This is a genomic window from Rhizobium sp. BK591, assembly GCF_014195045.1.
Lineage (GTDB): Bacteria > Pseudomonadota > Alphaproteobacteria > Rhizobiales > Rhizobiaceae > Rhizobium > Rhizobium anhuiense.
This window is the reverse complement of record NZ_JACIAZ010000007.1, coordinates 264,319-279,252: the sequence shown is the minus strand read 5'-3', so window position 1 is coordinate 279,252 and position 14,934 is coordinate 264,319. Positions and strand designations below refer to the sequence as shown.

The following is a 14,934-nucleotide window of genomic DNA, read 5'->3' as shown; positions in this document are numbered from 1 at the left end:
TATGCCGGGGCGAAAACCGTGACTTTACAACAGCCGGATTTTCGTTCGCTTACTTGGCGGGGATCGGTCGCTTGACGACTTCGATCAGCGCCTTGTGGATGAGTTCGTTGCCGGCGACGATCGCGCCGCTCTCCAGAATGGCCGTCCCGCCGTCCCAATCGGTGACGAACCCGCCGGCTTCACGGATGAGCAGGATGCCGGCCGCCATGTCCCAGGGCGCAAGCTCCGCTTCCCAGAAACCGTCGAAGCGCCCGGCGGCGACATAGGCGAGATCGAGTGTCGGCGAGCCCAGGCGGCGGATGCCCGCCACTTCGCCCATCACGTGGCGAAGCTCGACCAGAAACTTGCCGTGATTACGCTTGCCGAGCGCCGGCACACCGCAGCCGATGACGCAATCCGACAACACGCGGCGCGCAGCGACGCGCAGGCGCCGGTCGTTGAGGAAGGCGCCGCCACCGCGCTCGGCTGTATAGAGCTCGTCGGTCGCCGGATTGAAGACGACGGCGGCAACGATCTCGCCGTTGCGTTCGAGCGCGATCGAAACAGCGAAGGCCGGAATGCCGTGCAGGAAGTTCGTCGTGCCGTCGAGCGGGTCGACGATCCAGCGGTGCGCGCCGTCCGTGCCCTTGATCTCGTCGCTTTCCTCGCCGAGAAAGCCATAGGTGGGACGCGCCTTGAGCAGTTCTTCCCGAACGATCTTTTCGGCCTTGCGGTCGGCAGTGGAAACGAAATCGCCGGGTCCCTTCACCGAAACCTGCAGGTTCTGCACTTCGCCGAAATCACGTCCCAGCGATTTTCCTGCCTTGAGGGCAGCCTGAACCATGACATTGAGAAGAGCTGAACGGGCCATCGGCGCATTTTTCCTTGGGACTGATACGGGGCGCGCACTGCCGGGGGCGGGAAATGTCCCTGAACATGCATGACAGGCGGCGCTGCAAAGATTGGCGGCCTCAAGACCACAAAATCAGGGAAATTTCAAGGGGAGGCGCGCATGGCTGCGCTGCGACACCGGAAACCGCCGATTATGCTGAACGGATTAAATCCGCGCCATCTTCCGGGACCGCCCGTTTTACGTGGTTTCCCTCGAAACTCATCTCAGAATTTCTGCTGCGTTATCAGCACTTCGCGAGCTATCTGATCGAGCGGCAGGATACGGTCGACACCGCCCTTGGCGATCGCCTCCTTCGGCATACCGAAGACAACCGAACTCGCCTCGTCCTGCGCCACCGTGTAGGCGCCGGCCTGATGCATTTCCAGCATGCCGCGCGCGCCGTCGTCGCCCATGCCGGTCATGATGATGCCCATGGCATTCGAGCCGGCCGAGCGCGCCGCCGAGCGGAAAAGCACGTCGACCGAAGGCCGGTGGCGCGACACCAGCGGTCCGGTCTTCACGCTCACATAGTAGCGCGCACCCTGGCGTTCGAGCAGCATGTGTTTGTCGCCTGGCGCGATCAGCACATGGCCGCGCAGCACCGGATCGCCATCGACGGCTTCCTTGACCTCGACCTCGCAGAGCCCGTTCAGCCGCTTGGCGAAGGCGGCGGTGAATTTCTCCGGCATATGCTGGACGATCACCATGCCGGGTGCATTGGCCGGCAGTTCCTCCAGGAATTCGCGCAGCGCCTCGGTGCCGCCTGTGGAGGCGCCGACGCAGACGACCATCTCCGTCGTCTTCGCCATGGCCCGCCCCGTCGGCGGCGGCAGCATCACGTCCGCCGTCAGCTTCTTGGCCGGCCCTTCCGCCGAAGCCGAGCGGATGGTTCCGGCGGCGCGACGCACCGTGGTAAGCCGCGCATGCGAGGCGCTCTTGACGACTTCGCGAATGCGCATCGCATCGTCGGCAAGGCTGTCGGCGGCGCCGATCTTCGATTTCAGGATGACGTCGACGGCGCCGGCCTCCAGCGCCTGGATCAGCGTTTCCGAACCCGCTTCCGTCAGCGACGAGCACATCACGACGGGGATCGGCCGCTGCGACATCAGCTTGCGCAGGAAGGTAATGCCGTCCATGCGCGGCATTTCCACATCGAGCGTGATGACGTCGGGGATCTCCTCCAGCAGCTTCCGCGCCGCCACGAAGGGGTCGGATGCGACCGCCATGATCTCGATATCGGGATCCTGCTCCAAGACATGGGTCAGTGTCTGACGGACGCTGGCAGAATCGTCGATGATCAGAACGCGGATTTTTTTAGCCATGAATGCTCCTAGAGCATGATGCCGAAAAGAATTGGCAATTTTCGGACGACATCATGCTCTAACTCTTTAGTGACACAAAGAGATAGAGCACGCCCGTGATTGGAAGAAAACGGACATGCTCTAGATGCGCTGAAACACCGTATTCGAGACCTGTTTCAATGGCAGGTCGAAGCCGGTAATCGATTCGGAATGACCGATGAACATGTAGCCGCCCTTCGCCAGGCAGTCGCAGAGGCGGTTGAGCACGCCGGCCTGAGTCTGCTTGTCGAAGTAGATGAGCACGTTGCGGCAGAAGATGACGTTCATCGCCTCGCCGATCGGGTATTTCTCGTCCATCAGGTTCATGCGGGCAAAACCAATCTTGCTGCGCAATTTCGGCGTGATGCGCACCTCCCGCCGATCCGGCTGCTTGGCCGTCAGCACGTATTTGCGCTGCAGGTCACGCGGCACAGGCGCGATGAGGTCTTCCGGGTAGATGCCCCGGCGCGCCGTCTGTAGCACGTCGGTGGAAAGGTCGGTGGCAAGCACGCTGTAGGAGACGTCGTTGCGGCCTTCGGTGAATTCCGCCAACACCATCGCCATCGTATAGGGTTCCGCCCCTGTCGAGCAGGCCGAACTCCAGGTGCGGATGGTCCGCACGCCGCTATTGGCGATCGCCGGCAACGCCACGCTCTGCAAGTAATCGAAATGCTTGGCTTCGCGGAAGAAGTCGGTCTTGTTCGTCGTCACCACGTCGATCAGGTAGACGGTTTCCTGGGCGAGGCCGTCGTGATTGAACAGGAAGTCGCAATAATCGTCGAAGGTCGAATGGTTGGTTGCGCGAAGGCGGCGCCTCAGCCGCCCTTCGAGCATCGTCAGCTTGGTCGGCGGCATCTTGATGCCGCTATAGTCGTAGATGAACCGGGCAAGCTTGTCGAAATTGCGCTTGCTGATCCGGTCCCCCGGCAATTGGGTTTCCACCGCTGCCATACTCATAGAACGCCGTACTCCCAGTTGATGCGCGGGTCAGGCCGCCGATTGCAGTGCCGAGGCGTCCTCGTGCGACAGCAACCGGGCAAGATCGATGATGACGACGAAACCGTTTTCACGGCGAACGACGCCGGCAATATAATCCGAGCGCCAGCGCACGCCGATATCAGGCGCCGCCTCGATCTGTTCGCGCCGGAACGGCGTCACCTCGAAGACGCGGTCGGCGACGAGGCCGAGCGTCAGCAGCCGGCTTTCCATCGGCACGTCGAGGACGAGCACGCGTGTGTGCGGCGTCGGCACGGTCTTCGTCATGCCGAGCTTCAATCGAAGATCGATCGTCGGCACGCCCTGTCCGCGCACGTCACGCAGACCGAGCAGATAGTCGGGACCATTCGGAATCTTGAAAGCTTCCGCATAGTCGAGGATTTCCCGTACCACCTCGACCGGCACGGCGAAGATCTCCTCGCCGAGGCTGAAGGTCACGAATTGCGCTTCCAGGGATGTCGTGGCCATGATCATGCACTTTCCTTAAATTCGACGTCCCCATCATCGGGACCGCCCATGGAGAGATCGAGAGCAAAACCCTTTGCCCGCGCCTGCTGACCGGCGACGCTGTTGGCGGCGAGTTTCCTGGTGCCGAGGTTGCGGCCGGCGGGCGCCGAGCTGCGGACAGTCGCCCTGGCAGCGGGCACGCGGGATTGGCTGGCGCCTGCGGTATCCACCTTGAAGAAGGCGATCGAGGCCTGCAGTTCTTCGGCTTGGCTCGCGAGCTCTTCCGAGGTCGCAGACATTTGCTCGGACGCGCCGGCATTCTGCTGCGTCACCCGATCGAGCTGCTGGATCGCGTCGTTGATCTGCGAGGCGCCCACATCCTGTTCGCGGCAGGCCGCACTGATTTCGGAAACCAGTTCGGCCGTCTTGCGGATGTCGGGCACCAGGCGGCCGAGCATGTCGCCAGCGTCCTGGGCGGCCTTGACCGTATCGCTCGACATCGAGCTGATTTCGGCGGCGGCCGACTGGCTGCGTTCGGCAAGCTTGCGAACCTCGGAGGCGACGACCGCAAAACCCTTGCCGTGTTCACCGGCGCGCGCCGCTTCGACGGCGGCGTTGAGCGCCAGAAGATCGGTCTGGCGGGCAATTTCCTGGACGATGCTGATCTTCTCGGCAATGGTCCGCATCGCCTGCACGGCGCGCGACACCGCTTCGCCACTCATTTCCGCATCCTTGGCGGACTGGCGGGCGATCTTTTCCGTCTGGGCGGCGTTGTCGGCGTTCTGCTTGATGTTGGCGGCCATCTCCTCCATCGAGGCCGACGCCTCTTCGGCCGAAGCCGCCTGTTCGCTGGCGCCCTGCGACACCTGTTCGGAGCTCGAGGACAGTTCCTGGCTGCCGGCCGAAACATTTTCGGCGGCCGCGACCGCATCGGCGACAACGCCACGCAGGCGCTCGACCATCTGGTCGAGCGCAATGCCGAGCGTATCCTTCTCCGAAAGCGGCTTCGGAGACACCGTCAGATCGCCGTCAGCGATCTGTGCCGCAATGTTGGCGGTGACGCGAAGGTTGTCCGTCATGGTGTTGATCATGTTGACCAGATCCTTGATCTCGTCGTTGGTCCTGATCTCGACCTTTTGGTTCAGGTCGCCGATGGCGACGGCGCTGGCAACGTTCATGATCTTGCGCAGGCCGCTGTTGACACCGAGCGCGATCCAAAGCGCGGCGGCGAAGGCGATAAGGGAAGCCCCGATTGCGATACCGATCAACATGTTCTTTGTTGAGCTATAAAGAGCATCGGTATCGCTATCGGCTTGCGCCATCGACTTCTGTTGAAGCGTAACGAGTTTCCCGAAAACCTCTTCCATTTCCGCGACGAGGGCGCGAACCTCCCCTGAGGAAAGGGCCACGGCCGCCGCTCTGTCGCCGCTTTGTTGAATGGAGGCTACTTTGTTGGAGCCTTCATCGAAGCGCTTGGCCAGTTCGATCAACCTGTCCCAGAGCGGCTTGCCTTCAGCAGTTGCGAGCTGTAGGCCGCTTGTCGCGAAGCTGAGCATTTCATCCACGCTTCTCGCCGAATTCTGATAATCCTTTTTGACGATTTCGGAATCCATTTCCAGAAGCGCGTTCTTTTGCCAGCGGACGGCATCGAGCTCGGCAGTTTGCGCCTCCAGAGCCAGTTCCAGCCTTTTTGCAGGCCCGGAAACAAGGTCGCCAACAGCGTCGTTCAGCAAGCTGAGGCTGATGATTCCATAAACCGCGCTACCCACCAGCAACAATATGACAAAGCCGAATGCGGCCGCGAGCTTAAGTTTGATCGTAATACGCATCTCAATATTCCTCTCAGAGAGCGAAGCAATAAATATGGTCCAGGTGGCGCGGCGTCATGCAGCAAAGAAATTCCATCAGGCAAAAGCATCCAACGGAAAGAAATGAATAGGTTCCGTGCCTATCCCCTCGAGCACCGGAAGCCTGCGTCGCGGGCCATGTTGGCTGGCCCACGACAGTTGCAAACGGAGAGAGCACCTATGCGCTTTCTCCAAGGGAGCGCTATGCGCTCTCCCTAAACTCGTCATCGGCCATGTCGGGACCGCCCATCGACATGTCGAGGGCAAATCCTTTCACGCGGGCCTGCTGGCCGGCGACCGTATTGGCCGGCGTCTTGCCGCCCGGTTTGCGTGGTGCCGCCTGAACCCGGCTGCGGGCGGCGAGTTTTGCCGCCGGGGCGCGGTCACGGCGACTGCCGGCCGTATCGACCTTGAAGAAAGCGATCGACGTCTGCAGCTCTTCGGCCTGGGAGGCGAGCTCCTCGGAGGTCGCCGACATCTGCTCGGAAGCGCCAGCATTCTGCTGCGTCACCTTGTCGAGCTGTTGGATCGCTTCATTGATCTGGGCCGCCCCGATATCCTGTTCGCGGCAGGCGGCGCTGATCTCGGAGACCAACTCGGCCGTCTTGCGGATATCGGGCACCAGCCGGCCGAGCATTTCGCCGGCTTCCTGGGCGGCTGTCACGGTATCGCTCGACATGGCGCTGATTTCGGCGGCCGCCGACTGGCTGCGTTCGGCGAGTTTGCGAACCTCGGAGGCGACGACCGCAAATCCCTTGCCGTGTTCACCGGCGCGCGCCGCTTCGACTGCGGCGTTCAAAGCCAGCAGATCGGTCTGCCGGGCGATTTCCTGGACGATGCCGATCTTCTGAGCGATCGTGCGCATGGCGTCGACGGCACGGGAGACGGCTTCACCACTGGCTTCCGCATCCTTGGCCGACTGACGGGCGATCTTTTCCGTCTGGGCGGCGTTGTCGGCGTTCTGCTTGATGTTGGAGGCCATCTCTTCCATCGAAGCGGAAGCCTCTTCGGCGGAAGCCGCCTGTTCGGTGGCACCCTGCGAGACCTGCTCGGAGCTTGCCGAAAGCTCCTGGCTGCCGGACGAGACGTTCTCGGCCGCGGAGATTGCGTCGGCGACGACGCCGCGCAGGCGCTCGACCATCTGCTCCAGGGCGAGGCCCAGCGCATCCTTGTCGGAGAGCGGCTTCGGAGACACCGTCAGGTCGCCGTTTGCGATCTGATCGGCGATGCCGGCGGTGGTTCGTAGGTTGGAGATCATGCTCTGCATCGCGATGCCGAGCGTATCCTTGTCCGAAAGCGGCTTGGCGTCGGTGCTGAGGTCGCCCATGGCGATCTGGTCGGCAAGGGCTGCCGTGGCGCGCAGATTGGCGGTCATGGTATTGACCGTGTTGATGAGATCCTTGATCTCGTCATTGGTCTTGACGTCGACCCTCTGGTTGAGATCACCGATTGCGACGGCGTTTGCGACGGTCGTGATCTTCCGCAAGCCGTTGTTGATTCCGAGCGTGATCCACAATGCGGCGGCGAGTGCGACGAGCACGGCGATGCCGGAAGCAGCAGTGAGGATCAGCTTGGTCGAATTATAAAGATCGGTGTTCGAGTGGTTGGTTGCCTGCATGCCCTTGCGCTGGATCTCCGTAAGGGCGGCGATTGCATCGCCCATGTCATTGGTCATCGCTCGAAGGTCGCCGAGTGAAAGCGCCAGCGCGCCTGATTTGTCGCCCTTCGCGTCAAGTTGCTGCAACTCAGTGGATTTTTCACGGAATTTCCCACCGACCGTCCGCAGCTTTTCCCAATGAGGCTTGCCTTCAGCGGTGGCGATGGCAAAACCGGCGTCGACAGCATCGAACATGGCCTGCAGGTTCTGATCGGCTTCCTTGTAGAAAGCGGCGGCCGCGTCGGGATCCGTGGAAAGCAGCGCGTTCTTCTGAGCGCGGATGGCGTTGACTTCGGCGACATTGGCATTCAGCGCCAGTTCCAGGCGGCGCATCGGGCCGTCGATCATATTGCTGCTCGCCTCGTTCAAAGTGCCGAGGCTGAGGCTTCCATAAACCGCGATGCCGATTAGCAGCAGCGTCATGATGCCGAAGGCAAGACCCAGTTTGAGTTTAATGGTGAAACGCATGTGATACCCCCGATTTGCGGTCAAAACGAATGGAGAGAGACATGTCCCCTTGGCGGGACGTCGAGCTTGGAACTGATGTGTTGAAACGGGGAAAAGCGATTACATTCACTTCCCGGCAGCCGGACATCTATCCATCGCAGCGCCAACGCCTACATGCGTTGGGGGATATTCCCTCCTCGGGCCGCCGGAGCAGCCCGAGGGATCACATTGAGGGCAGGAGCGCTTATGCGCGCTCCCTAAAGTCGTCGTCGCTGGCGTCTGGACCACCCATCGACATGTCGAGAGCAAAGCCCTTGAGACGCTGCTGCTGAGCCGAAACCGTCTGGCCGCGACCCTGTCCATGGCCTTGCGGGGCGGATTTGCGGACAGTGGCCGGGGCTTTGGCCACCTTGGCCGAAGCTTTTGGCTGTGCCTTCTGGGCGCCGGGCCGCGCACTACCCGCCGTATCGACCTTGAAGAAGGCGATCGAGGCCTGCAGTTCTTCGGCCTGGGAGGCGAGCTCCTCGGAGGTCGCCGACATCTGCTCGGAGGCGCCGGCATTCTGCTGGGTCACCTTGTCGAGTTGCTGGATCGCCTCATTGATCTGCGAAGCGCCGATATCCTGTTCGCGGCAGGCTGCACTGATCTCGGAGACCAACTCTGCCGTCTTGCGGATGTCGGGCACCAGCCGGCCAAGCATGTCGCCGGCATCGGCGGCGGCCTTGACCGTATCGCTCGACATCGAGCTGATTTCGGCGGCGGCCGACTGGCTGCGTTCGGCGAGTTTGCGAACCTCGGAGGCGACGACCGCAAAACCCTTGCCGTGTTCGCCGGCACGTGCTGCTTCCACAGCCGCGTTGAGAGCCAAGAGATCGGTCTGGCGGGCGATCTCCTGGACGATGCCGATCTTCTGAGCGATCGTGCGCATGGCGTCGACGGCACGCGTCACCGCTTCACCGCTGGCTTCCGCGTCCTTGGCCGACTGGCGGGCAATCTTTTCCGTCTGGGCGGCGTTGTCGGCGTTCTGCTTGATGTTGGCGGCCATCTGCTCCATCGAGGCCGACGCCTCTTCAGCCGACGCCGCCTGTTCGGTGGCGCCCTGCGAGACCTGTTCCGAGCTCGCCGAAAGTTCCTGGCTGCCGGAAGAGACGTTGTCGGCAGCCGACAATGCGTCGGCGACGACGCCGCGCAGGCGTTCGATCATCGTATTGACATTACCCAGAAGCTCGCCGATTTCGTCATGGCTGGTGATATCGGCCATCTTCGTCAGATCGCCTTCCGACACCTCGCGAACCACGGTGTTGGCGCGGCTAAGTCCCTTGCTGATCGTGCTGGCGATCCAGAAGGCGGTGAGAGCAGCGATCAGCAGCGCGACGGCGGCGACCGCCATCATCGTCGTGCGGGTCGTCGTGTACTGCGCTTCGGCGCCGTCATCGGCAGCCTTCATACGCTGCTTTTCAAGCGCCAGGATTTCGCTGAGTGTCGAGTCGATGTCGTTGGCAGCGGCCCGGGCCGTCGAGACGGAGATGGCATTTGCGCCTTCGGCATTGCCGGCCTTCACATATTCGCGGATCTGATCGTCGGCCGCATTGAAGGTCTTGGACAGCTCGGCGATGCGTGCCCAGCGCACTTTGCCCTCTTCCGTTGCCAGCGCCAGCACATGGCTGAAGGCGTCGGCGAATTCCTTGCGGGCCTGGTTGCCCTTGGCGATTGCCCCGGCCGACTCGTCCGCGGTCCGGGCGGTGAGCAGGTTCTTCTGCTGGCGGATGGCCTCGAGCTGGGCGATGTTGATCTGCTGCGCGAGATCGAGGCGGGCTGCCGGGCCGGAGAGAAGCTTATCGATCGTATCGTTCAGCGATCCAAGGCTGAGGACACCGTAAGCGGCGGTGCCCATGAGCATCAGAATGATGAAGGTGAACGCGGTCACCAGTTTCGTCTTGATTGTCAGTCGCATGGTCCAAACCCCTCGTTGAATTCATCCGGCGTCAATTAACGGCTCCCGCCGCATCGTGCCTCGATGAGAAAATCGCCTGCAGATTAGGGAGAATGATGAATTCTCCGCCCCTCTTCACGAGGCAATTGATGTAGTCGGCGCGCCAGCGCATGCCGACGCTCGGTGGTGCCTCGCTCGCGGTCTTTGCAAGCGTCGTCACTTCGTTCACCTTGTCGGTTCTGAGGCCGACGAGCGTCTGCTCGCCCTGCAGATCGATCTCGATGACGATGATGCGGCTGTCGATCGTCGCTTCTGCCGCTTCCATCCCGAAGGCGAGGCGCAGATCGGCGAGCGGAATGACCTTGCCGCGAAAGTTGATGACGCTGGCGACGAAGGGCTGGCTGCCCGGGACCGCTGTCTCAGGAAGCAGGTCCAGGATTTCCTGGACGATGACCGCTTCCAGCGCGAAGGTTTCGCCGTTGAGATCGAAGGTCAGGACCTCCACCTCTTCGGCATAGCTCCAGTGATTGTCAAATCGTTCGGCTGCTGCTGTTGCACTCATCCTGCTACACGCAATTGCGCCTCCTGTTGCTGACCCGCGGCAACCAGGTGCCCGACGTCGAGAATGAGAGCGACGCTGCCGTCGCCGAGAATGGTGGCGCCCGAGAAGGTCGCAACGTTATTGTGCAGTTTCGACATCGACTTGATGACCGTCTGGTGGTCACCGATGATCTGGTCGACGACGAGGCCGACACGCTCGGTGCCGGTCGAGATGACGACGACCTTCTGGTGCACGTCGGGCTTGGTGCCGGTGCGGAAGAGATCGCGCAGGCGCAGGAACGGCACCAGGCTGTCGCGCAGTGAGATGAAGCTGCGGCCGCGCGAACGGAGATCTTCCTCGAGCGACAGTTCGAGGCATTCCTCGACCGCCGAGAGCGGGATGACGTAGCGGCCGGAACCGACCCGCACCAGCAGGCCATCGATGATGGCAAGCGTCAGCGGGATGCGCAGCGACACTTCCGAACCCTGTCCGGGCACACTGACGATGTCGATTGCGCCGCGAAGCGCTTCGACCGTCTTTTTGACCACGTCCATGCCGACCCCGCGGCCGGACAGATTGGTGATCGCCGCGGCTGTCGAGAAGCCGGGGGCGAAGATCAGTTGCAGCAGCTCGGAGTCGGAAAGCGGCTGCCCGGGGTGGATGAGGCCGGAAGATTCCGCCTTGGCGCGAACCCGGTCACGATTGATGCCGCGGCCGTCGTCCTTGATCGAGATGATCACCTCGCCACCGGCCTGGCGGGCCGAAAGCGTCACCGTGCCGGCTTCGGTCTTGCCGGAGGCAAGTCGATCGGCCGGCGTTTCGAGGCCGTGGTCGATCGAGTTGCGCACCAGATGCACCAGCGGATCGGCCAGGCGCTCGATGACCGTCTTGTCGACTTCGGTGCTCTCGCCCTCCGTCACCAGCTCGATCACCTTGCCGGTCTCGCGGGCGAGATCGTGGACGAGGCGGCGGAAGCGAGAGAAGAGGGTGGCGACCGGCACCATGCGCAGCACCATCATCGTGTCGCGCAATTCGCCAGAGAGGCGTTCGATTTCTTCCGAGACGGAGCGTAGCGCGATATCGGTGCTGGCGCTGGCGAGCTGGCTGAGGCGCGATTGCGCAATGACGAGTTCGCCGACGCGGTCCATCAGCTCGTCGAGACGTTCGGCCGGAACGCGGACGTTCTCGGCCGCCTTCGCCTGGCTGACGGCAACGGGCGCCTCGCGCTTGGCCGGAACCGCCTCGACAGGACGAAATTCCGGAACGGCGGCCGGTGGAACGGGCGCCGTCGATGCGGCGGCAGTTGCAGATGCTGTCTTTTCCTCGATGGCCGCGACCGTTGCCGCTGCCGGCGCGTCGATTTCCTCGACGCTGAGTTCCATATCATCGAGTACGAAGATGAAGACGTCGTCGATCGCCGAACGGTCCTGGTCACTCACCAGCGTCACGTCCCAGGAGATATGGAGTTCTGTCGGAGTGAGCTCGTCGAGCGGCGGAATAGCCGAGCTATTGGCGCGCACGGTGCATTCGCCGAGATCGCGCAGCTCGTCCAGCAGGCCGAGCGGATTGGTGCCGTTGGCCATCGAATTGGCGGGCAGGCTGAAGTGAATGCGCCAGCTGTTCTTCCTCTTCGCCGGTGCCTCGCGCACGGCCACGGGTGGGGGAACGGCGACCACAGGGGCAGCTACCGCTGCCGCCTTGCCGCCGACGGCGGCCTGCAGCTGCGCCAGAAGCTTATGTCCGGTATCGCCGTGATCGGCGTCCGGCTGGTCGACAAGGGCACGCATATGGTCCTGGGCGGCGAGAACGGCGGCGACGAGTTCGCTGGTCGCTGCGACTTCACCCTTGCGGACGCGGTCGAAGGCTGTTTCGCAATGATGGGTGAAGGCGGCGAGCGCCTCGAAACCGAACATCGCGCCGGAGCCCTTGAGCGTGTGGAGACCGCGGAACACGGCGTCGACGAGATCCTTGTTGTCGAGTTGGTGGGTCAGGTCGAGAAGACCGGCCTCGATCGCTTCGAGGCATTCGGCGGCCTCCATGCGGAATACGGCGACAGGATCGATCGTGCTCATCGTCCGAGAACCTTTTTCACGATTTTCACCAGACTTTCGGGGTCGAACGGCTTGGTCAGCCAGCCGGTGGCGCCGGCGGCCTTGGCACGCGCCTTGAGATCGGCATCCGATTCCGTCGTCAGGAAGATGATCGGAACGCCGGCCTGCGCCGGCAGCTTGCGCAGCTCCTCGATCATCGTCAGCCCGTCCATGACAGGCATGTTGAGATCGGTCACAATCAGATCGAAGGTGCTGCCCTTGGCCGTCGCGAGGCCCTCTGCCCCGTTGACTGCCTCGGTGACGCTATAGCCGGCATTGGTCAGCGTGACCTTGGTAGTCAGACGAATGCTGGCGGAATCGTCGACGGTCAGGATATTTGCACTCATAACGTTACCTCTTTATGCAACCAGAAATTTGCATCTTCTTGATCGAAAGATTCGATGAAACCGGCGCGCTCAAGTACCTTCAGGACCGAACCACTGGCCGGCGAAGAAAGTTTGAACGTCTTTCCTTGGGATTTTGCTTGGCAGCGCGAGGATTCGATGAGTTGAACGAAACTCAGATCCGCTTCCGCGCCTTCCGGAATGCTGATGATGATTGAATCACGACTATGAAATTCATCAGTAAGCTTGGAATATAGTTCTGAAACGTTGCGAATGCTGAGCACATCCGGCAAATTTATAGATTCGTAATATTGCTTCGGAGTATCCAATGCCGCCTCCTGGGCCAGAGAAATACTTGATGACCCTAAAAGGACTCTCATGGCAGCGTTAATGCGGGGTAAACAGCGGTTGTAGGAAACTGCCGTATAACGAGTCCCGAGACTCCCAATTCTCATCCGAGATAAGTTGTATTTTTTTCTCAAAAATTAGAAATAAATAAAGTAAAAACAGCGTGTTAAATTGCATTTCTCGGCCCTGACACTTTGCCCTGGGTCGCATCGACATCTTTCGTTAATCACAACGCTGGCGAGTCCGGCGCGTTTACCGGACGTTTCCATCCTGCCCGTAAAAATAGAATCGAATTGCCTGTATTTTAAGAAAAGGTATAAAATTGGCACACGCTCTGGTATCGCCGAACGCTGCAGCCTACTCGTCGGGGCGGGACATCAGCCGGACCTTGGAATCCGCCCGCAACCAGGTCGAGGAGCGTTTTCTCGAAGGCGGCACCGTACTGCTGTCGGTGATGGATGTCCTCAACCGCCTGTTGAACTCGCTTGAGAGTGTGACCACGGCGCTCGACAACAAGGAAGCCAGCGATACCACCGCCGATCTCCGCGCCACGGTGGAGAGCCTGAAGGCGTTGCCCGTCACCGAGGAAAACCGTCAGCAGGCGTTGGTCTCGCTGGCGCATACCGGCAGGGAACTGCGCAAGCACGTTTCCGACATGCAGGAGACGATGCGTTATCTCAGAACCTTCGCCGTGACCGTGAAGATCACCGGTGCCGGCCTTGCCGAATTCGCCGGATTCGCCCAGGAGATCCTCGAACGCATCTATTCCGGCACCGACGAAGTCAACCGTTTCGCCACGCATCTCGATAGCCTCGACAAGGAGGTCAAGCTCGCCGCCTCCTTTGGCGCCAGCGTTTCCAAGGGTTATGCCGAGACCGTTCCGGCCGTCGCCGCAGCCCTGCGCGATGATGCCGCCAAGATCGCCGCACACCGCAAGGATCTCGGCGTCATCGCCCGCGAGGTCGGCGCGATTGCCCGCGATGTCCAGAGCAAGGTCGGCTCGACGCTGTCTGCCCTGCAGATCGGCGACATTACCCGCCAGCGCATCGAGCATGTGCAGGCCACATTTTCGTCGCTCGACGATTTCTTTGCCGGCGAGGATGGCGCAAGGCTCGACGCTAGCGCCCGCCAGCGCCTTCAGAACGTCATTCACCATCTAACCGCAGCGCAGATGCGCGACATGTGCGCCAATTTCCAGCGGGATTCAGAGAACGTCGTCAAGACGATCGCGAGTTTCGGCCACGACATGCGGGAGATCCTCAAGCTTCGCGATCAGATGAGCGGGCAGAGCGGCGAAGCCGGCGGCAACTTCATGCGCGCGCTCGAATCCAGCGTTTCGGCCGCTCACGAAATCGTCAAGCAGGTCGACACGGCAAGCCGCCAGGCCGACCAGGTGAGCCAGTCGACGATCGGCACGGCCGCCAAGCTCTCCGAAGCCATCGCAAATATCCGCGCCGTCAAGACCGACATCCATTATATGGCCTTGAATACCAACCTGCGCTGTAGCCGTCTCGGCGAGGAAGGCAAGTCGATCAACGTCGTCACCGCCGAGCTGCGCATCTTCGCCGGCAAGCTCGACGATTCCGCCGACGCCATCGTCAACGGCCTGCCGGCGCTCGAAGCCGCGGCCGGACGCGTCGCCCCCGCTGCCGGCGCCGGGGCCGGCAACCTCGGGGAGAGCCTGACGTCAGCCGTCGGCAACATCCGCTCCGCGGCCAACGTGATGGAAGATGAACTGAAAGTGCTCGCCGAGAACGGCCGCGAGGTCGCCACGAAGATCAGCCTGCTGATCGGCAAGCTCGATTTCCAGCATGATCTCGGCGAAGTCCTTGGCCGCTGCGCCGATCTGCTCGAAGGCATCGCCGGCAGCGATATCGAAGATATCTCGGATCTCGCCGAGACGATCGCGCCGCTCGACCGCACGATCTTCAAGCACTACACGATGGTCCAGGAGCGCAGCATTCATCGCGACATCATCCCGGCGGCCGCGGACAGCGCTCCCGCCCCCGCCCCCACCGAGACCGCCAAAGCCGAAAACGACGAAGATCTGTTCGCCGACGCGCTTTTTTAAAG

Annotated in this window: 12 protein-coding genes; 1 reads left to right on the top strand and 11 read right to left on the bottom strand. The window is 61.7% G+C overall.

The window, feature by feature from the left end; genetic code table 11:
• Positions 1 to 49 precede the first annotated feature (49 nt).
• From FHX10_RS28340 to FHX10_RS28290, 11 genes are all read right to left on the bottom strand, one after another.
• Complete coding sequence (locus FHX10_RS28340; protein WP_097630729.1) at positions 50 to 850, bottom strand: inositol monophosphatase family protein; 801 nt, start codon at positions 848 to 850, stop codon at positions 50 to 52.
• A 245-nt stretch (positions 851 to 1,095) separates the two neighbouring features.
• On the bottom strand, positions 1,096 to 2,193 hold the full coding sequence (locus FHX10_RS28335; protein WP_028755503.1) for a chemotaxis response regulator protein-glutamate methylesterase: 1,098 nt from the start codon (positions 2,191 to 2,193) through the stop codon (positions 1,096 to 1,098).
• Positions 2,194 to 2,313: 120 nt separating this feature from the next.
• Positions 2,314 to 3,168, bottom strand: coding sequence for a CheR family methyltransferase (locus FHX10_RS28330; protein ID WP_028755502.1), 855 nt, complete (start codon positions 3,166 to 3,168; stop codon positions 2,314 to 2,316).
• Between the two features lie 30 nt (positions 3,169 to 3,198).
• Positions 3,199 to 3,681: a chemotaxis protein CheW gene (locus FHX10_RS28325; RefSeq protein WP_028755501.1), complete on the bottom strand. Its 483-nt coding sequence runs from the start codon at positions 3,679 to 3,681 to the stop codon at positions 3,199 to 3,201.
• Positions 3,678 to 5,483, bottom strand: a complete 1,806-nt coding sequence (locus FHX10_RS28320) for a methyl-accepting chemotaxis protein (RefSeq protein ID WP_184390638.1) — start codon at positions 5,481 to 5,483, stop codon at positions 3,678 to 3,680. The genes FHX10_RS28325 and FHX10_RS28320 overlap by 4 nt, the downstream gene beginning before the upstream one ends.
• Positions 5,484 to 5,703: 220 nt before the next feature.
• Positions 5,704 to 7,626 carry a methyl-accepting chemotaxis protein gene (locus FHX10_RS28315; protein WP_028755499.1) on the bottom strand — a complete coding sequence of 641 codons (1,923 nt, stop codon included), beginning with the start codon at positions 7,624 to 7,626 and terminating at the stop codon, positions 5,704 to 5,706.
• A 223-nt stretch (positions 7,627 to 7,849) separates the two neighbouring features.
• Positions 7,850 to 9,559, bottom strand: coding sequence for a methyl-accepting chemotaxis protein (locus FHX10_RS28310; protein WP_183845191.1), 1,710 nt, complete (start codon positions 9,557 to 9,559; stop codon positions 7,850 to 7,852).
• Positions 9,560 to 9,590: 31 nt separating this feature from the next.
• Positions 9,591 to 10,100 (bottom strand): chemotaxis protein CheW, encoded by a 510-nt coding sequence (locus FHX10_RS28305; protein WP_028755497.1) that lies wholly within the window; start codon positions 10,098 to 10,100, stop codon positions 9,591 to 9,593.
• Positions 10,097 to 12,151, bottom strand: coding sequence for a chemotaxis protein CheA (locus FHX10_RS28300; RefSeq protein ID WP_028755496.1), 2,055 nt, complete (start codon positions 12,149 to 12,151; stop codon positions 10,097 to 10,099). Before FHX10_RS28300 ends, FHX10_RS28305 begins: the two co-directional genes overlap by 4 nt.
• Entirely contained in the window at positions 12,148 to 12,516 is a 369-nt protein-coding gene (locus tag FHX10_RS28295) for a response regulator (RefSeq protein WP_028755495.1), read from the bottom strand. The genes FHX10_RS28300 and FHX10_RS28295 overlap by 4 nt, the downstream gene beginning before the upstream one ends.
• Positions 12,513 to 12,842 (bottom strand): STAS domain-containing protein, encoded by a 330-nt coding sequence (locus tag FHX10_RS28290; RefSeq protein ID WP_028755494.1) that lies wholly within the window; start codon positions 12,840 to 12,842, stop codon positions 12,513 to 12,515. Before FHX10_RS28290 ends, FHX10_RS28295 begins: the two co-directional genes overlap by 4 nt.
• A 341-nt stretch (positions 12,843 to 13,183) precedes the next feature.
• Here FHX10_RS28290 and FHX10_RS28285 point away from each other — a divergent pair, with 341 nt between their 5' ends.
• Positions 13,184 to 14,932: a hypothetical protein gene (locus tag FHX10_RS28285; RefSeq protein ID WP_028755493.1), complete on the top strand. Its 1,749-nt coding sequence runs from the start codon at positions 13,184 to 13,186 to the stop codon at positions 14,930 to 14,932.
• Positions 14,933 to 14,934: the final 2 nt, after the last annotated feature.